At 61.4% G+C, this 16,492-nt stretch carries 18 protein-coding genes and 1 pseudogene; 12 read left to right on the forward strand and 7 right to left on the reverse strand.

Going from position 1 to position 16,492, the window contains the following annotated elements:
* Window positions 1–90: 90 nt before the first annotated feature.
* Window positions 91–1,542: a beta-Ala-His dipeptidase gene (locus tag AACQ43_RS06295; RefSeq protein WP_168966533.1), complete on the reverse strand. Its 1,452-nt coding sequence runs from the start codon at window positions 1,540–1,542 to the stop codon at window positions 91–93.
* 919 nt (window positions 1,543–2,461) lie between these two features.
* On the opposite strand from AACQ43_RS06295, the gene gpt reads away from it, so the two are divergent.
* The 6 genes and pseudogenes from gpt (at window position 2,462) to AACQ43_RS06325 (ending at window position 8,170) form a co-directional block, all read left to right on the forward strand.
* Window positions 2,462–2,929, forward strand: coding sequence for a xanthine phosphoribosyltransferase (gpt, locus tag AACQ43_RS06300; RefSeq protein ID WP_016351815.1), 468 nt, complete (start codon window positions 2,462–2,464; stop codon window positions 2,927–2,929).
* 119 nt (window positions 2,930–3,048) lie between these two features.
* Window positions 3,049–4,317, forward strand: a complete 1,269-nt coding sequence (gene frsA / locus AACQ43_RS06305) for an esterase FrsA (RefSeq protein WP_043167599.1) — start codon at window positions 3,049–3,051, stop codon at window positions 4,315–4,317.
* Window positions 4,318–4,378: 61 nt separating this feature from the next.
* The gene (gene crl / locus AACQ43_RS06310; protein ID WP_011707187.1) at window positions 4,379–4,771 is read left to right on the forward strand and encodes a sigma factor-binding protein Crl; all 393 of its coding nucleotides are present in this window, start codon (window positions 4,379–4,381) and stop codon (window positions 4,769–4,771) included.
* Window positions 4,772–4,930: 159 nt separating this feature from the next.
* Window positions 4,931–6,034, forward strand: a complete 1,104-nt coding sequence (proB, locus tag AACQ43_RS06315) for a glutamate 5-kinase (RefSeq protein WP_168966535.1) — start codon at window positions 4,931–4,933, stop codon at window positions 6,032–6,034.
* 81 nt (window positions 6,035–6,115) lie between these two features.
* Window positions 6,116–7,381, forward strand: a pseudogene (locus AACQ43_RS06320) (glutamate-5-semialdehyde dehydrogenase); the annotation flags it as partial.
* Window positions 7,382–7,534: 153 nt separating this feature from the next.
* Complete coding sequence (locus tag AACQ43_RS06325; protein WP_076360490.1) at window positions 7,535–8,170, forward strand: murein L,D-transpeptidase catalytic domain family protein; 636 nt, start codon at window positions 7,535–7,537, stop codon at window positions 8,168–8,170.
* Between the two features lie 69 nt (window positions 8,171–8,239).
* Here the strand turns inward: AACQ43_RS06325 and AACQ43_RS06330 are convergent, their stop codons facing one another.
* Complete coding sequence (locus AACQ43_RS06330; RefSeq protein ID WP_060389869.1) at window positions 8,240–8,671, reverse strand: universal stress protein; 432 nt, start codon at window positions 8,669–8,671, stop codon at window positions 8,240–8,242.
* Between the two features lie 186 nt (window positions 8,672–8,857).
* Here AACQ43_RS06330 and AACQ43_RS06335 point away from each other — a divergent pair, with 186 nt between their 5' ends.
* Window positions 8,858–9,601: a hypothetical protein gene (locus AACQ43_RS06335; RefSeq protein ID WP_168966539.1), complete on the forward strand. Its 744-nt coding sequence runs from the start codon at window positions 8,858–8,860 to the stop codon at window positions 9,599–9,601.
* A 61-nt stretch (window positions 9,602–9,662) separates the two neighbouring features.
* Window positions 9,663–10,034, forward strand: a complete 372-nt coding sequence (locus tag AACQ43_RS06340) for a FlxA-like family protein (protein ID WP_146062869.1) — start codon at window positions 9,663–9,665, stop codon at window positions 10,032–10,034.
* On the opposite strand, the gene AACQ43_RS06345 is transcribed toward AACQ43_RS06340, so the two are convergent.
* The 3 genes from AACQ43_RS06345 to AACQ43_RS06355 are packed head-to-tail and all read right to left on the reverse strand — an operon-like array spanning window position 10,024 to window position 10,810.
* Complete coding sequence (locus AACQ43_RS06345) at window positions 10,024–10,191, reverse strand: hypothetical protein (protein WP_168966540.1); 168 nt, start codon at window positions 10,189–10,191, stop codon at window positions 10,024–10,026. The two genes, AACQ43_RS06340 and AACQ43_RS06345, sit on opposite strands and share 11 nt — an antisense overlap.
* Before the next feature lie 7 nt (window positions 10,192–10,198).
* Window positions 10,199–10,297: an RNA methyltransferase gene (locus tag AACQ43_RS06350; protein ID WP_168966542.1), complete on the reverse strand. Its 99-nt coding sequence runs from the start codon at window positions 10,295–10,297 to the stop codon at window positions 10,199–10,201.
* 6 nt (window positions 10,298–10,303) lie between these two features.
* Complete coding sequence (locus AACQ43_RS06355; RefSeq protein WP_076360487.1) at window positions 10,304–10,810, reverse strand: RNA methyltransferase; 507 nt, start codon at window positions 10,808–10,810, stop codon at window positions 10,304–10,306.
* A 197-nt stretch (window positions 10,811–11,007) separates the two neighbouring features.
* On the opposite strand from AACQ43_RS06355, the gene AACQ43_RS06360 reads away from it, so the two are divergent.
* Window positions 11,008–12,099, forward strand: coding sequence for a PfkB family carbohydrate kinase (locus AACQ43_RS06360; protein WP_168966544.1), 1,092 nt, complete (start codon window positions 11,008–11,010; stop codon window positions 12,097–12,099).
* Entirely contained in the window at window positions 12,093–13,001 is a 909-nt protein-coding gene (locus AACQ43_RS06365) for a pseudouridine-5'-phosphate glycosidase (RefSeq protein WP_168966546.1), read from the forward strand. Before AACQ43_RS06360 ends, AACQ43_RS06365 begins: the two co-directional genes overlap by 7 nt.
* A gap of 75 nt (window positions 13,002–13,076) precedes the next feature.
* Here AACQ43_RS06365 and AACQ43_RS06370 read toward each other — a convergent pair whose 3' ends face one another.
* Window positions 13,077–13,802, reverse strand: coding sequence for a carbonic anhydrase (locus AACQ43_RS06370; protein WP_168966548.1), 726 nt, complete (start codon window positions 13,800–13,802; stop codon window positions 13,077–13,079).
* 447 nt (window positions 13,803–14,249) lie between these two features.
* On the opposite strand from AACQ43_RS06370, the gene AACQ43_RS06375 reads away from it, so the two are divergent.
* Together AACQ43_RS06375 and AACQ43_RS06380 are read left to right on the forward strand one after the other, a co-directional pair.
* Window positions 14,250–15,227, forward strand: coding sequence for a cytochrome-c peroxidase (locus AACQ43_RS06375; RefSeq protein WP_168966550.1), 978 nt, complete (start codon window positions 14,250–14,252; stop codon window positions 15,225–15,227).
* Window positions 15,228–15,469: 242 nt separating this feature from the next.
* Window positions 15,470–16,225, forward strand: a complete 756-nt coding sequence (locus AACQ43_RS06380) for a DNA/RNA non-specific endonuclease (RefSeq protein WP_011707167.1) — start codon at window positions 15,470–15,472, stop codon at window positions 16,223–16,225.
* A 45-nt stretch (window positions 16,226–16,270) separates the two neighbouring features.
* Here AACQ43_RS06380 and AACQ43_RS06385 read toward each other — a convergent pair whose 3' ends face one another.
* A complete protein-coding gene (locus tag AACQ43_RS06385) occupies window positions 16,271–16,486 on the reverse strand; it encodes a hypothetical protein (protein ID WP_011707166.1) in 216 nt (71 codons plus the stop codon).
* Window positions 16,487–16,492 lie beyond the last annotated feature (6 nt).

Genomic DNA, 16,492 nt, shown 5'->3' on the forward strand with positions numbered 1-16,492 from the left:
AAGCATGCCAAGGGCTGGCGGGAGCAGGCAAAAAAATACCCCGCACCTGGCGGGGTATGTGGTGTGGCCGGTCGGCCTTGACCTGCGGACTTATTTGGCCGGGATCTGTTCCAGCACGTGAACCAGCAGCTGCCAGAACCGCTCGACCGCCGGGATGTGCACCTTCTCGCCCGGGGCGTGGGCGCCGCGGATGGTCGGGCCGAAGGAGACCATGTCCCACTCTGGGTAGGCGCTCTTGAACAGACCGCACTCGAGGCCTGCGTGGATCACCATGACGTTCGGCATCTCGCCGAACAGGGTCTGGTAGCTGTTGCGTACCAGCGCCATCACCGGGGAGTCCACGTTCGGTGCCCAGCCCGGGTAGGCGCCGGTAAACTCGCAGCTGGCGCCAGCCAGATTGAACAGGGAGCGGGTCATCTGTTCGACGCTCTCGCGACCGGAGTCGATGAGGGAGCGGATCAGGCACTGCACATACACTTCGCCATCCTGGGTCTTGATGACACCCAGGTTGGTGGAGGTCTCGGTCACGCCCGGGATGGCATCGCTCATGCGGATGACGCCGTTCGGGCAGGCCATCAGGGAGTCCAGCAGGCGGGCCTGCAGGGACTCGCTCATCAGCTGGACCGGTTTTTCCTGGGTGGTGAGCAGCACGGTCAGGTTGGCTTCGGTGGCGGCGAGCTCGCTCTGGTAGATGCCGGTATAACGGTCAACCAGGGCCTTGAATTCGTTGACATTTGCAGCGGGCACCAGCAGCTTGGCTCGGGCCTCGCGCGGGATGGCGTTGCGCAGGGTGCCGCCATGGATCTCGGCCAGACGCACGCCCAGCGGGTCGGCGGCCTTGAGCAGACGCACCAGCAGCTTGTTGGCGTTGCCGCGGCCGCGATGAATGTCGACCCCGGAGTGACCACCGCGCAGGCCCTTGACCTGCAGCTCGAAACCTTCGCCCTCGGTGGCGGCGACCAGCTCCAGCGGGAAGCGGATATTGGCATCCACCCCGCCGGCGCAGCCCATGTAGACCTCGCCATCCTCTTCGGAGTCGGTGTTGAGCAGGATCTCGCCCTCCAGCCAGCCCGCTTCCAGACCGAAGGCGCCGGTCATGCCGGTCTCTTCGTCGGTGGTCAGCAGCACTTCCAGCGGACCGTGCTTGATGGTCTTGTCGGCCAGCACGGCCAGGCAGCCGGCCATGCCCATGCCGTTGTCGGCGCCCAGGGTGGTACCGCGGGCAGTGACCCATTCACCGTCGATGTAGGCATCGATGGGATCCTTGGTGAAGTCGTGCTGGGTGTCGGCGTTGGCCTGCGGCACCATGTCGATGTGCGCCTGCAGCACCACCGCCTTGCGGTTTTCCATCCCCGGCGTGGCCGGTTTTTTGATGATGATGTTGCCGACGGAATCTTGCTTGACCGCCAGACCTTCCCCTTGTGCCCATTGGACGATCCAGGCGCTCAGCTGGGCTTCGTGCTTGGAAGGGTGGGGGATGGAGCAGATCTGTTCGAAGAAATGCCAAATCAGTTTGGGAGAGAGAGAACTAAGCTGTGCCACGTCGGGACTCCTTACCAGCACGGAAGATGACAGGGCCCCGGTAGCGGGGCGAGCAAGAGGATAACGATAATACAGTCAATCACACAAAAATGTGAGCGATCAGCGCAAATTGCGGGCGGCTTGTGCTGGCAAGCGGGGGAATGGCAGCGTACAGCTCCGGTATGGACGAAACGAACCAGCACAAAAGAAAATTTGTGACTCGCATCACAAAAAATATTGAGTTTATGGCGCCGGCTGGTAAATTAACGACCGTGGTTCGCCACCCGTCAGGATGACGATGAATGCCTCCAGGGAACCGAAGCAAAGCAAGTGCGCCTCCATGGAACCGAGTGTCCGTTCAAGGATCTGAACCCGCATTAAGGTACGTAACTTGTTAAGCAATCAGGAGTTTATGATGTCAGGCAGCAATTCAACCTATTGGTTCGCCCAGTCTCTTTATACCCAGGGTTTCAACTATCCGAACCCCTACGCCAGCCGCCGTTAAGGCAGGTTGCCGGCCGGGCTGACAGGCAGATCGAAAACAGCAGGCGAGTGAGGAATCCATCCTCCCCCTGCTATTTTTTTATCTGCTGTTCGGCGAACTCCGCCCGGGAGAGGGAAAAAGAGGGAGTCAGCCGGACTTGCTTCGATTTTTTTCCTGCATTTCGCATACGTTTGCCAGTCAATTTATCCGCAAACGATGGTATCATGCCCGCCCAACAGCCTGTCTGCGGTCCTGCCCCCTCTGTGACATGACCGCCAGCTCTGCCCATCCTGCTTCCATTGCATCTGTTTTCGCTGCCGAGGGTCTTCTCCCGAGGCGGTCGTGGTGCAAGCCGAATTTGGGAAAAAGGGCCGTCAGCATTAACGAAATCACGTGCGTCTGCACGGGTTTTCAAGTCTTAAGTGATTGTTTTTATAACTCGTTGAGATCGATTGTATGCCGAAAAAGTTTTATGTGTCGTGGGACAACCTGCAACGTGAAGCGCGCCGTCTGGCCCGTCGTCAACTGCCTGTCAGCCAATGGAAAGGGATCATCGCGGTCAGCCGCGGTGGCCTGGTACCGGCTGCACTGATGGCGCGTGAACTTGGTATCCGCAACGTCGAAACCCTCTGCATCTCCAGCTATGACCACAACAGCCAGCGTGATCTGGTGGTGGTGAAGGCCGCCACCACCGCCGGTGACGGCGAAGGCTGGCTGGTGGTGGAAGACCTGGTGGACACAGGCACAACCGCCAAGGCGATCCGCGAGCTCTACCCCAAGGCCAAGTTCATCGCGATCTTCGCCAAGCCGATGGGTGAGCAACTGCTGGATGACTTCGAAGTCGCCATCCCGCAGGACACCTGGATCGAACAGCCGTGGGATATGGCGCTGGAGTTTGCCACGCCGATCTGCGACGAAGAGTAAGCAGCGAATCAGCTTCACAGGGCTCCTATAGGGAGCCCTGTTTTTTTGTGGTGCAACTGGCTGCCGGGCGGGAAAAGTGGTTAAGATGGAGCCATTGCATGACAGTATGAGTAATAGCTTTGGACTTGAATGACGACCTTAACCTGACCGAGAAGCTCTTTACCCGGGTAAAAAAGGTGCTGGAGACCTCCGAAGTCTCCAACTCCAGCCCGGTCGCGGAGCAGGATGACAATGTCGATGAGACCTTCATCGACGGTTCCATGTCATCGCGCTGGTATCGTCTGTTGCGCCGGCCGACCTGGGCCTGGCAGGGGGCGGACCCGGTCGAGGTGGAGCAGACCCTGGCCTGCATCGCCATGGGAGAGGGCGAGCGTACCCACGAGCGCTTCCTGGATACCATCAAAGGTTATGTGCCCGGCAACTGGGTCTATGAGTGGAGCCAGCTGGCCGGCCGCTACTTCAACCGGGGTCGCGAGCTGGTGGCACAGGGCGAGCGGGCCGCGGCCCTGAAAAGCCTGCTCAAGGCGGTGCGCTACTACTCCATCGCCAGCTACCCCCATCTGAAGAATGACGAGCTGGCGGATCAGGCCCAGCTGCTCGGCAACATGGCCTACCGCGAGGCGGGACGGCTGTTCAAGGTGCCGCTCAAGGAGCTGCAGGTGCCGTTTCGCGGCAAGCACATTCAGGGCTACCTCCATCTGCCGACCACCGACAAGCCGGTGCCCCTGGTCATCGTCAGCGGCGGCATCGACTCGCTGCAGGTCGACTTCCTCAATTTCTATCTCAAGTGCCTGGAGCCCAACGGCATCGGCATGTTGTCGCTCGATATGCCGGGCATCGGCTATGCCGAGCACTGGCCGCTGGTGCAGGACACCAGCCGGCTGCATCAGGCGGTATTGAATCATCTGTCCGAAGTGGCCTGGGTTGATCACCAGCGCATCGCCATGGTGGGTTTTCGCCTGGCGGGCAATGTGGCGGCGCGTCTTGCCTTCATCGAGCCGTTCAAGCTCAGGACCGTGGTCTGCATCGGCGCTGGCGTCAACCAGGTGTTTACCAATCAGGAGATGTTTGCCCGCTGCCCGCGCATGATGCGCGACGGGCTGGCCAACCGGCTGGGGGCCGATGCGGCCCAGTGGGAGTCGCTGCGTACCAAGTGCCAGGTATTTTCACTCAAGACGCAAGGATTGCTGGGGACTCGCACTTCCGTGCCGATATTGAGTATTGGACACAAGAAAGATTTTATTTGTCCCGAGCAGGATGTCCGGGCATTGGCGTCCGCCAGCCGTAACGGCAAGGCGGTGGTGTTCGACAAGCAACCCTTGCTGGAGGTATACGACGAGGCGTTGAAAGAGATGGTCGACTGGCTCAAGAAGTACTTATGTACATGATATAGCGCTAAAATATAACGTCATCCCAGGGTGATGTGGCTTGTTCAACAGGGAGGTTAACATGTCAGAAAGAGTGACCTACAAGCGACTGCTGAGGCAGTTTGCCGCGATTGGCCCCTATTTACGTGAGGACCTGTGTGAAGAGGGGCGTTACCGTTTCGACTGCCTTTCCGTCTGTGTCAGCGCCAAGCCGGCGCCGGACAAACGGGAATTCTGGGGCTGGTGGCTGGTGCTGGAGCAGCAGGATCACAGCTTCAGCTATCACTATCAGGTCGGCTTCTACAACGCCGAAGGGGAGTGGCTCAACAAGCCGCTGCCCAAGAAGCATCAGGCAGAGGTCGAACGTACCCTCAACCACTTCTACAAGCTCATCAGTGACAAGCTGCATCAGCTTGGTTGCCAGCTCGCTCCCGCTGAGCAGGTCACCAATGAACTGACGGTCACCGCCGCCTGATGACCCCCGCCCCGCCAGCCACCCATCGGCTGGCGGGGCGTTTCTTTGCCGCTTGCTCCGCTTTGCCTGCACCCGCCGCTGCCCTTGTGTTAATTGCCTTGCAGGGCAACAGGGCCGTGGGTATAAAGGGATTCCTTATATTTCAGCCTTTTTGCTCCCATGGAAAACAGAACCATAGTCGTCAAACTGGGCACCAGCGTGCTCACCGGGGGATCTTCCCAGCTCAATCGTGCCCACATGGTCGAGCTGGTCAGACAGTGTGCAGCCTTGCACCGTCACGGCCACAGGGTCGTGGTGGTCACCTCGGGGGCCATTGCGGCCGGCCGTGAGCATCTGGGCCACCCTCCATTGGCGCCAACCCTGCCCAACAAGCAGATGCTGGCGGCCGTCGGCCAGACCCAGCTGATCCGGGTATGGCAGGATCTGTTCAACCTCTATGGGCTGCACATTGGCCAGATGTTGCTGACCCGCGCCGATCTGGAGGACAGGGAGCGCTACCTCAATGCCCGTGACACCCTGCGTACCCTGCTCGATCACCGCATCATCCCGGTCATCAACGAGAACGACGCGGTGGCGACTGCCGAGATCAAGGTGGGCGACAACGACAATCTCTCCGCCCGTGCCGCCATCCTGGCCGATGCGGATCTGCTGATCCTGCTGACCGACCAGAAGGGGCTGTTTACCGCCGATCCCCGTACCAACCCGGATGCCCAGCTCATCGAAGAGGTACAGACCATCGACGACACCCTGCGCAAGCTGGCGGGGGACAGTGTCAGCGGGCTCGGTACCGGCGGCATGGCCACCAAGCTGCAGGCCGCCGACGTGGCGCGCCGCGCCGGCGTCAATGTGGTGATCGCCACCGGCCAGATGCCGGAAGTGGTCGGCCGTCTCGCCAAGGGCGAGCGCATCGGCACCCTGTTCCCGGCGCTGGCGTCGCCGCTGGAAGGGCGCAAGAGCTGGATCCTGGCAGGGCCCCCTCCTCACGGCGAAGTGCAGGTGGATCAGGGCGCCGTGGCCGCCATGCAGGAGAAGGGCTCCAGCCTGCTGCCCAAGGGCATAGTGGCGGTGAAGGGCGATTTCGTGCGTGGCGACGTGGTGCGCATTCTCGACCCCAAGGGGGCCGAGCTGGCGCGCGGCATCTGCCGTTACAATCACCTGGAGCTGAACAAGCTGCGCGGCGTCCATTCGGACAACATCGAACAGGTGCTGGGTTACGGTTACGGTGCCGTGGCCATCCACCGCGACGACATGGTGCTGCTGTGAGTCGCCAGCCGCTGCCACGCAAGGGCAGCGGCACATCAAGATAAGGGGGGACGCTGCCATCGGGCGGCCCCGCAAGAACCAAAGGGAAGAGAGATGAGTCTGGAGAAAATGGGGCGGGCGGCCCGTGAAGCCGCCTATCAGCTGGCCACCGTCAGCACGGCGCAGAAGAACCGGGCGCTGGCCGCCATCGCCGACGAGCTGGAGGCGCGCAGCCACCAGATCCTGGCCGCCAACGAGAAAGACATCGCCGCCGGCCGTGCGGCGGGTTTGTTAGACGCCATGCTGGATCGGCTGCTGCTCAACCCGGCCCGGCTGGCCGGTATCGTGGCGGACGTGCGCAAGGTGATCTCTCTGGACGATCCGGTCGGGGCCGAAATCGACAGCCGGGTGCTGGAGAACGGCCTGCGCCTCTCCCGCCGCCGGGTGCCCATCGGCGTCATCGGCGTCATCTATGAGGCGCGTCCCAATGTCACCATCGATATCGCCAGCCTCTGCCTCAAGACCGGCAACGCCAGCATACTGCGCGGCGGCCGCGAAACCTTCCACTCCAATCTGGAGCTGGTGCGGGTGATCCAGAGTGCGCTGGCGGCCTCAGGCCTGCCGAGCGATGCGGTGCAGTATATCGACAACCCGGATAGGGCGCTGGTGGGCGAGCTGCTGCGCCTCGACCGCTATGTGGACATGATCATCCCGCGCGGCGGCGCCGGGCTGCACAAGATGTGTAAGGAGAACAGCTCCATTCCGGTGATCATCGGCGGTTTCGGCATCAGCCACATCTTCGTGGACGAGAGCGCCGACCTGGCGCGCTCCCTGGCGGTCATCGACAACGCCAAGGTACAGCGCCCCTCCGCCTGCAATGCCCTCGACAGCCTGCTGGTGCACGAGAAGGTCGCAGCGACCCTGCTGCCGCAACTGGTCGGCCTGATGAATGAGCGCAAGGTGGCCCTGGTCGCTACCCCCGAGGCCATGCCGCTGCTGGCGGGTGCCGACAGCCTGCGTGCCGCCGGCCCGGAAGACTTCGATACCGAGTGGCTCTCGCTGACCCTGGGGGTCAAGCTGGTGGCGGATGTGAACGAGGCGCTGGCCCATATGCGCGAGCATAACGCCGGTCACTCCGATGCCATCCTCACCAACGATCTGGCCAATGCCGAGCGTTTCGTCAACGGGGCCGGTTCGGCGGCGGTCTACGTCAATGCCTCCACCCGCTTCACCGACGGCGGCCAGTTCGGGCTGGGTGCCGAGGTGGCGGTCTCGACCCAGATGCTGCACGCCCGCGGCCCCATGGGGCTGACCGAGCTCACCAGCTACAAGTGGGTGGGATTGGCGGACTACCTGAGTCGCGCCTGACGCCTTTGTGCTCCTGTGTGAAGATGCCGACTCAGGTCGGCATTTTTTTGCTTTTTTCTTGCCTGCTATCAGGGGCTTGCATATAACTATCCAGCGAGGTGTGGCGATATTTTGAGCGCTGCGCTAGCCACAAAAAAGGGAGCAGATTCAAGGATGAAGCAAACAGATTGGATGAAGCGCTGGGGGGCGCTCTGGCTGGGGTTGCCGCTGCTGCTGGGGGCGCTCTGCTTTAGCAGCAATAGCCACGCCAGCTGGGATCAGGATCTCTACCGCCAGTTGGGGCTGGCCGGCAAGCTCGACAAACAGGTATTTCGCAAGGCCATCACCAGTTACCAGAGCGTGCGCCACAAGCGCAAACCCATTCTCACCATTATCGACTACAGCAAACCCTCGACCATGCGCCGGCTGTTCGTCATCGACGTGAAGCGCCACAAGCTGCTCTACCACACCTGGGTCAGCCATGGTCGCAACTCGGGCGAGCTGGCTGCCAACCAGTTTTCCAACCAGTTCAACTCCATGAAGAGCTCGCTCGGTGTCTATCGCACCGCCGAGACCTATCAGGGCAAGCACGGCTATTCGCTGCGCCTCGACGGCCTCAGTCCTGGCCAGAACAGCAATGCCCGCAAGCGCGCCATCGTGGTGCACGGCGCCGACTATGCCAGCCCGCGCCATCTGCGCAAATATGACAAACTGGGCCGCAGCTGGGGCTGCCCCGCACTGCCCAAGGAGCAGTCCAGGGCCATCATCGACATCATCAAGGGGGGGAGCGTCATCTATGCCCACGGCTGAGGTCTGCCGCGAGCCCAAATAGAAAAGGCCAGCAGATGCTGGCCTTTGGCAGTGAGTCTGGCGTTGCGGCTACTTGCGTACCACCAGCACGGGGCAGGGGGCATGGCGCACCACGGACTCGGCCACGCTGCCTACCAGCAGATGGCTGATGCCGGAGCGGCCGTGGCTGCCCATCACCACCAGGTCGGCTTTCTCTTCCTTGGCCTGCACGACGATCTCGTCGGCGGCGCGACCGAAGCGCACCTCGAAGGTGGCCGGAATAGGCAGGCTGGCGACCAGCTCCTTCATCTGGCTCTTGGCCTGACGCTCCATCTCGTGGGTGATCTCGATGGCGGTCATGTGCAGGATCTTGTAGCTGTCGAAGCCGTGCAGTTGATCCACCACGTGGACCAGTTTGAGTTCGGCCTGGTGGCTCTGGGCCATGAAGACGGCATAGTCGAGCACGGCTTGTGACATCTGGGAAAAATCGACCGGACAGAGCAGGGTTTTAATGGATGGCATATGAAGGCTCCCCTATGTTGGGTTACTAATGAATCTTATTGTCAATAATACCGATTCAGCGGGCAATAACCCTCGACTCGCTCGCAAAACCGGGAAAAAGAGGTGCGTTGCCGTCAGATCTTCATATCATGGGAAATGGCTTGGGCGCGGCTGCAAATGGCATCGCCTGCGGAGAAACGGTAAGACATGATTCGTTTGTTGCTTTCATTGACGTTGCTGATTTGCTGGCCGGGTCGGGCCGATCCCCTCGATGTCTATTGCGATGACTGGCCGGGCTTCTGCCAGCCGGATGGCAGGGGCGTCTATCTGGACATAGTGCGGGCCATCTATCAGCCCAACGGTTACCAGGTCATCCCGCGCATCGTGCCCTACAAGCGGGCCCTGGCGGTGATCGCCCAGAAAGGGGGCGACATGGCGATGGGGGTCTATCGGGACGAGGTGAGCGGTGTGCTGCAACCCCGTCATCCCGCCTCGGCCGATGATCTGACGGTGCTGATGCTCAATAAGTGGCGGCCTCAGTGGCAAGGGGAGCACAGTCTGAGCGGGCAGGGGGTGGTATGGCTGCGGGGCTGGGCCTTTGACAAGTACATACCGGTCTCCATGCGTTGGCACGAGATCGACAGCCACGACATGGCGCTGCAGCTGCTGGCCAAGGAGCGCTATCGCTACTACCTGACCGCCGGGGTGCTTTACTCGGCGGACGCCATCCCCGCCAACATGCAGCGCATCTTCCTGCGCTGGGTCCCGACCTATCCCATCTTTGCCGATACCGAGAAGGGACGCAGCCTGCAACAGCTCTGGGATCAAGGTATGGCCAACCTGGTGCGACACGGCACCCTGGCCGAGATATACCGGCGCTACCGGCTCTACGACTACTATCGTGATTTTATCGAAGAGCAGGAGCAGAGGCTGAAGTTTGGTGACAATTGAGCCTTAAATATATCGATTAGCTGTCGATAACAGTGGTTCAACCGCCTTGAAGAGAGAGCATATGCAAGTGTCCCTGCCATCCAGCGCCATCAGCCGTCCCGATGCCTACACCAAGTCTGATGAACCTCAGGGGCGAGTGGCCCAGCTGGAGGCCAAAGCTGCCAAGATCAGGGAGCATCTAAAAGAGCTGACCAGTCAGAAGGAAGATAAGGAGAAGGCAGATCCTCAGGCTGAAAAAGCGCGGCAAGATCACATGAATATGCTGCGTCAGCAGCTGGAGCAGATCATGGCCGAGATAGCGCGTCTGCGGGCGGAAGAGGCCAGAACAGGTGAGCCCGTAGCTGGCGAGTCGCAGGCCACACCTGCAGTCGCCAATGCCAGTCCCATCCCAAATGTGCTGCCGCCAAACAGTACTTTCTCCATCAGAGTCTGAGTCCCGTAACATCCACTGGCTTGCTGGTATGGGCGCTCAAGAGACCTTCTTGCTCTGCCTGCTCCGTTCTTGAACGCTTGGCCAGCCGGTTGTAGAGGATCACGTTGACCGAAGCCACCAGATTCATGCAGCCCTTGGGTGTGGCTACGTAGAGCATCTAATGCTTACTTGGCACGCAGCTGCTTGGCCAGCCGGTCGTAGAGGATCACGTTGACCGAAGCGGCGAGATTCATGCAGCCCTTGGGTGTGGCTACGTAGAGCATTGCTGCTTACTTGGCACGCAGTTGCTTGGCCAGTCGGTCGTAGAGGATCACGTTGACCGAAGCGGCCAGATTCATGCAGCCTTGCGTCGGGACGTAGATAACCTCCTGCACCGCCTTGAAGCGGGCGGGATCCAGAGTACCGTCCTCCGGGCCGAAGATGTAGAAGGCGCGTTCCGGGTGCACATAGTCCGGCAGGGAAGTGGCCCCCTCGATCAGATCCACCAGCACCGGCGTGCAGCCGGCCGGCACCATCTCCATCAGATCGTCGACCCCGAGCAGGGGGATCTTCTCCACCATCTGCTTGGTATCAGTGGCGAAGCGGCGCGCCAGCTCGAAGCGGTTGCCGGTGTAGTAGACCTCGTCCGCCCCGTAGCAGCCGGCGGCACGCATCACGGCCCCCACGTTCTCCGGTGACTTGGGGTTGACCAGCCCGATGCAGCAATAGCCTGCCTCGCCGTGTGGCGTTGACTCATCCCCCTGTGGTGGCAGGCATTCGTGATCTGACTCTCTCATCTCGCTCTCCTCTGTGGCGGCGGCATTATAAGCCGTGCCCGCCGGCAAACGCAGAAAAAGTGACAGGTATAGGCCGAGATTCGCTTGCTTCCTATCGTCTGATTTTTGTGCGCAAGCCGACAATTCTTGCACAAGACGATGGCGAGCAAACGTTTTTCGGAAATAATAGACAAACGTTTGTAATTGGGTGTTTGTCTATGACGGAACGTGAGCAAGAGATCCTCGCCCTGCTGCGCCAGGACCCCATGATTGCCCAGCAGGAGCTGGCAGACAGGCTCGGCATCAGCCGCTCGGCGCTGGCGAGCCACATCTCCAGCCTGATGCGTCAGGGCTATGTGCAGGGGCGCGGTTATGTGCTGCGCGAAGGGCCCTACGCCGTGGTGATCGGCGGTGCCAACATGGATATCTGCGGCTGCAGCCACGACAACCTGCGTATCGGCGACTCCAACCCCGGCAAGGTGCGTACCTCGGCCGGCGGGGTGGGGCGCAACATCGCCGAGAACCTGGCTCGCCTTGGCACCGACACCCGGCTGCTGAGCGCGGTGGGCAACGATCAATACGGCCATCATCTGCTGGATGTGACTCAGCGTGCTGGCGTCGACGTGCGCCAGGTGCTGATGCTGGATGGCCAGGCGACCTCCTGTTACCTCAGCCTGCACGATGGCAGCGGCGAGATGAGCTGCGCCGTCAACGACATGGCGATCATCGAGCAGCTCACCCCGGCCCGGCTCACCCCCTTGAGCGGTTTTCTTGGCGCGGCCCGCCTCTGGGTGCTCGACACCAACCTCGCTACCCACACCCTGGACTGGCTGTTCGAGCGCCAGGGGGAGCACATCATCTTCGTGGACACCGTGTCGGTGGCCAAGGTGGAGAAGATCCGCCCCTGGCTGCACCGCATCCACACCCTCAAACCCAATCGCACCGAGGCGGAGCAGCTGTGCGGCTTCACCATCGAGGGATCCGACACCTGGCCCATGGCGGCGGCCTGGTTCCACCGCGCCGGGGTGCAGCGGCTGTTCCTGAGCCTCGGCGATCAGGGGATCTTCTATAGCGACGGGGCCTGCCAGGGCCATCTGCCCGTGCTCGGCAGCCCGGTCGTCAACGTGACCGGCGGCGGCGATGCCTTCATGGCAGGGCTGGCCCACGCCTGGCTGCAGGAGCAGGGCATCATCGAGACAACCCGGTTCGCCCTCGGTTGCGCCGCCCTCACCGTCAATTGTTCCGATACCGTCTTTTCCGGCCTATCCAAGGCCGCCGTTGAACGCATGCTGGAGGAGTACCCATGTTGAACGCTTACCTCGATATCCAACCTGAAGTTGCCGCCGCGCTGGCCGCCGGCAAGCCGGTGGTGGCCCTGGAGTCCACCATCATCTCCCACGGCATGCCCTATCCGCAGAACGTGGAGACGGCGCGCCAGGTGGAGCAGGTGGTGCGGGACAATGGCGCCGTGCCGGCCACCATCGCCATCATCGATGGCCGCCTCAAGGTGGGTCTGGATGCGGGGGCCCTGGAGGCGCTGGGCCGGGCCGGCCACGCCGCCACCAAGTGCAGCCGTCGCGACATCCCCTTCGTGCTGGCCAACAAGGGGCTGGGGGCGACCACGGTGGCCTCCACCATGATAGTGGCCGCCATGGCCGGGATCCGGGTGTTCGCCACCGGCGGCATCGGCGGCGTGCATCGCGGCGCCCAGGAGACTTTCGACATCTCGGCTGACCTGCAGGAATTTGCTCAGACCCCGGTGGCCGTGGTCTGCGCCGGCGCCAAGTCGATCCTCGACATCGGTCTGACCCTGGAGTACCTGGAGACCCAGGGGGTGCCGGTGATCGGCTACCAGACCGAGGAGCTGCCCGCCTTCTACACCCGCGAGAGCGGCTTCAAGGTGGATTACCGCCTCGAGAGCCCGGCGGCAATCGCCGAGGCACTGCGTCTGAAGTGGGAGCTGGGGCTGGCGGGCGGCGCCGTGGTGGCCAACCCGATCCCGACCCAGTTTGCCATGGCCAAGGCCGACATCGACGCCGCCATTGCCCAGGCACTGCGAGAGGCGGACGAGCAGGGGGTGAAGGGCAAGGAGTCCACCCCCTTTCTGCTGGCTCGGGTGTGCGAACTGACCGGCGGCAACTCGCTGGCGGCCAACATTCAGCTGGTGCTGAACAACGCCGCGCTGGGGGCGCGCATCGCCGCCAGCCTGTAATGGCTCGTGGAGAATGGAAAAGAGGGCCCGCGGGCCCTCTTTTTTTCATGTCGGCTCTATGAGTCGCCGGAGGCGTTATTGCAGCACCAGCCGACCGTGCAGCGGCTGCACGGGGCGGTTGTTGGGGTGGTGCATCACCGCCTTGAAGGCGTCGATCTGGGCCTGGCTCACCTGCACCGGCTGCTTCATCACCAGCCAGCGCACCCCTTCCGAGCAGGGCGGCGTAGTCAGCGAGCCGCTGAAGCGGTAGTAGTCGTGTTTGATGGGCAGAAGTTGTTCGGCCGAGATCGGCTCATTGAGAGCGTGGATCTCGCCCGCCTTGGCTGGCAGCACCTGCCAGGCCTGGCTCAGGGCTGCATTGGCATGGCCCGGCTCGAACATTACCGCCACCACCGCCAGCTCACCCTTGGCGTTGGCATGCACCAGGTGCCCTTCCAGCGGATAGGAGTGGCCCTTGATGAGGTTTTCGCTGGGGGCGTGGAAGTGGAACTGCTTGAGCTCAAAGCGCATGCCGTCGAGCTCAAGGCTGCTGCCCGGGGCATAGTCGACCTGCACCGTGTGGCCGTTGTTGGTGACGCTGCGGCCCCCCGCCAGGTAGTGAAACTGCAGCGGGGCCAGCTCGGCCTCGACCAGACCGTCGAGGTTGACCGGCGACTGGTTGCTGCCCGCGCACTGGCCAAATTCCGGGGTCAGCCTGGCCCACTGCGCCGGGCCGGCCTCACCGCTGTATTCCCAATGCGGGGGGGCGGCGAAGGCGGCGGGGCAGAGCAACAGGGCGGCGGCCAACAGGGACTTTCTCATCATGCATCCTTATCTTGATTGAAAAGCACGGCGATCCGTTTCCTGCATTGACGAGGAAATAACGGAAGGCATCATCTGAATTGCGGGATACAGAAGGTCAGACGGTATTTTTATTATTGGCTGGGTGATCGCCGACGATATTTATGATGTATTTAATATGAATCTAAATAATGGGCGCCACGCCTGCATATTGAACAATCGCTTTATTCAATGACAGCAATCTAATTAATTGGCTGTTATCGCAGATGAATTTGCTCATAATTCATTCATCAGAATTCAATTTTTTTTGCCGCGCAAGTCCCCGCCACCAGTCCGTCTGTAATATATTAATTCATTGTTTTTAATGTGGTTTTTGTTGGTCTCATTTGATCTTGAACAAATAATGCACAGGCTTTCCCGGGCAGGCTGAGGCTGTTGTTATGCACAGCCACAAGGGAGAGAGAAAAAATGAATAAATATTGTCTGTTGCTGGCGCTGGGCCTGCCAGGGATGGGGTGGGCGAACGAGCCGATCCAGCCGGTGGAAGCGGCCAAGGTGAGCGCACCGGAAAAAGTCGAGCTGGGCAAGATGCTGTTCTTCGAGCCGCGGCTCTCGAAATCCAACGCCATCTCCTGCAACTCCTGCCACAACCTGGCGACCGGCGGGGTAGACAACCAGGTCAGTTCCCTCGGCCACAAGTGGAAGGAGGGGCCGATCAACTCGCCCACCGTGCTCAACTCCAGCCTCAACTTCGTGCAGTTCTGGGATGGGCGCGCCAAGGATCTGCAGGCGCAGGCGGCGGGCCCCATCGAGAACCCGCTGGAGATGGCCTTCACCCACAAGCTGGCGTTGGAGACCCTGCACACCCTGCCCGAGTACCGGACCCGGTTCAGCGCCGTGTACGGCAAGGCGGACTTCGGCATCGACGAGGTGACCGATGCCATCGCCGCCTTCGAGGAGACCCTGGTCACCCCCAATGCGCCGTTCGATCGCTGGCTGAAGGGGGATGCCAAGGCGCTGACCGCGCAGCAGCTGAAGGGCTATCAGCTGTTCAAGGAGAAGGGCTGTACCGCCTGCCACAACGGGGTGGCCATCGGCGGCAACTCTTACCAGAAGATGGGGCTGGTCAAGCCGTTCAAGACCGACAACCCGGCCCAGGGACGCGGTGGGGTGACCGGCGAGAAGCAGTTCATCGGCTGGTTCAAGGTGCCAACCCTGCGCAACATCGAGCTGACCTACCCCTACTTCCACGACGGCTCTGTGTGGGATCTGAAGGAGGCGGTGCAGATCATGGCGGACATCCAGCTCGGCCAGACCCTGAGCGAGCAGGAGGCGGACGACATGACCGCCTACCTCAAGAGCCTGACCGGCGAGCAGCCACAGATAGTATTGCCGATCCTGCCGCCCTCCCAACCCGATACCCCCAGGCCTCAGGTCAAGAGCTGAGCGGGATTGATGATTGCAGCGGAGCCACCGGCTCCGCTTTTTTGTTCCTATCTATCTGATAAGCCTCTCGAAGTTACTGCACTACACAATGACAAAAGGATGACAATCCCCCAGCTGGCGACGCCGATTTTACCGATTTGCAGCCCTCTTCACATTTCCGACACGCTCACAATTTGTTCGATTGCCTTACTCATCCGACCTGGTGTCAAATCACTCCGCCTAATACAAGGAGTGGCATAATAATGAATAATATCAATAAATTAGTTCTGGCTATCGGATTCACTCTCACCACCTTCCCGAGCCTGGCGGCGGGCTTCCAATGCAAGGATCACGTCAAGCTCGGGGTGCCCAGCCAATCCAGTCAACTGCTGTGCCGGGACGGCTATGCCGCCGGTTACAACTACGACACCAAGGTCTCTGACTGGGTCTCTTACCGGATGACGGCCGCCAGCGCCCAGGGCCAGGTGCCGCGCAAGGATGCCTTTGCCGAGGACAAGGAGGTGCCGGTGCAGTTCCGCGCCACCCTGGCCGACTACAAGGGTTCCGGTTATGACCGCGGCCATCAGGCGCCGGCGGCGGACATGCGCTCCACCGCCACCACCATGAAGCAGAGCTTCCTGCTGACCAACATGACCCCGCAGTTGCCGGCGCTCAACCAGGGGGCCTGGCGCATCCTGGAGGAGAAGACCCGGCAGTGGGCCATCGCCTACCAGGATGTCTACGTGATCACCGGCCCCATCTTCACCAACTCCGATGCCTCCATCGGCAACGGCGTGACCGTGCCCCACGCCTATTACCGGGTGGTGATGGATGTGGCCAACAAGGAGGCGATCGCCTTCATCCTGCCGCAGCAGAACGTGTCGGCCAGCAAGCTGGCAGACTACATAGTGACGGTGGATGCGGTGGAGGAGCAGACCGGGCTCGACTTCTTCGCCGAGCTGCCGGATGAGCAGGAAGAGGCCATGGAGTCTCAGCTGATGGCCATGTGGGGCAACTGAGCCTGGTCATGAGCACCATGAAAACAGGGGCCGCGGCCCCTGTTTTCATTTGCTCAGTTCATCCCCGACCTTCTTGACGGTATCCCGGGTGCCGTGGCCGATCTCCCGGGTCACATCGCGGGTGGTGTGGCCAATTTCGCGGGTCACGTTGCGAGTGGTGTGCCCCACGGTTCTGCCCGCCTCCTTGATGTCGGCGCAGCCGCCGAGCAGGCTGCCCAGGGTCAGGCCGATCGCCATCAGGGTCATGCAGTCACGCCTCATGCCGTG

Source organism: Aeromonas sp. DNRA1, assembly GCF_963888745.1.
Classification (GTDB): domain Bacteria; phylum Pseudomonadota; class Gammaproteobacteria; order Enterobacterales; family Aeromonadaceae; genus Aeromonas; species Aeromonas hydrophila.

Coding starts and splice junctions, on each gene's coding strand:
- gpt (WP_016351815.1), top strand. CDS start 2,462: ATGCCGAAAAAGTTTTATGTGTCGTGGGACAACCTGCAACGTGAAGCG.
- crl (WP_011707187.1), top strand. CDS start 4,379: ATGTCAGAAAGAGTGACCTACAAGCGACTGCTGAGGCAGTTTGCCGCG.
- proB (WP_168966535.1), top strand. CDS start 4,931: ATGGAAAACAGAACCATAGTCGTCAAACTGGGCACCAGCGTGCTCACC.
- AACQ43_RS06325 (WP_076360490.1), top strand. CDS start 7,535: ATGAAGCAAACAGATTGGATGAAGCGCTGGGGGGCGCTCTGGCTGGGG.
- AACQ43_RS06330 (WP_060389869.1), bottom strand. CDS start 8,671: ATGCCATCCATTAAAACCCTGCTCTGTCCGGTCGATTTTTCCCAGATG.
- AACQ43_RS06335 (WP_168966539.1), top strand. CDS start 8,858: ATGATTCGTTTGTTGCTTTCATTGACGTTGCTGATTTGCTGGCCGGGT.
- AACQ43_RS06340 (WP_146062869.1), top strand. CDS start 9,663: ATGCAAGTGTCCCTGCCATCCAGCGCCATCAGCCGTCCCGATGCCTAC.
- AACQ43_RS06345 (WP_168966540.1), bottom strand. CDS start 10,191: ATGCTCTACGTAGCCACACCCAAGGGCTGCATGAATCTGGTGGCTTCG.
- AACQ43_RS06350 (WP_168966542.1), bottom strand. CDS start 10,297: ATGCTCTACGTAGCCACACCCAAGGGCTGCATGAATCTCGCCGCTTCG.
- AACQ43_RS06355 (WP_076360487.1), bottom strand. CDS start 10,810: ATGAGAGAGTCAGATCACGAATGCCTGCCACCACAGGGGGATGAGTCA.
- AACQ43_RS06360 (WP_168966544.1), top strand. CDS start 11,008: ATGACGGAACGTGAGCAAGAGATCCTCGCCCTGCTGCGCCAGGACCCC.
- AACQ43_RS06365 (WP_168966546.1), top strand. CDS start 12,093: ATGTTGAACGCTTACCTCGATATCCAACCTGAAGTTGCCGCCGCGCTG.
- AACQ43_RS06370 (WP_168966548.1), bottom strand. CDS start 13,802: ATGAGAAAGTCCCTGTTGGCCGCCGCCCTGTTGCTCTGCCCCGCCGCC.
- AACQ43_RS06375 (WP_168966550.1), top strand. CDS start 14,250: ATGAATAAATATTGTCTGTTGCTGGCGCTGGGCCTGCCAGGGATGGGG.
- AACQ43_RS06380 (WP_011707167.1), top strand. CDS start 15,470: ATGAATAATATCAATAAATTAGTTCTGGCTATCGGATTCACTCTCACC.
- AACQ43_RS06385 (WP_011707166.1), bottom strand. CDS start 16,486: ATGAGGCGTGACTGCATGACCCTGATGGCGATCGGCCTGACCCTGGGC.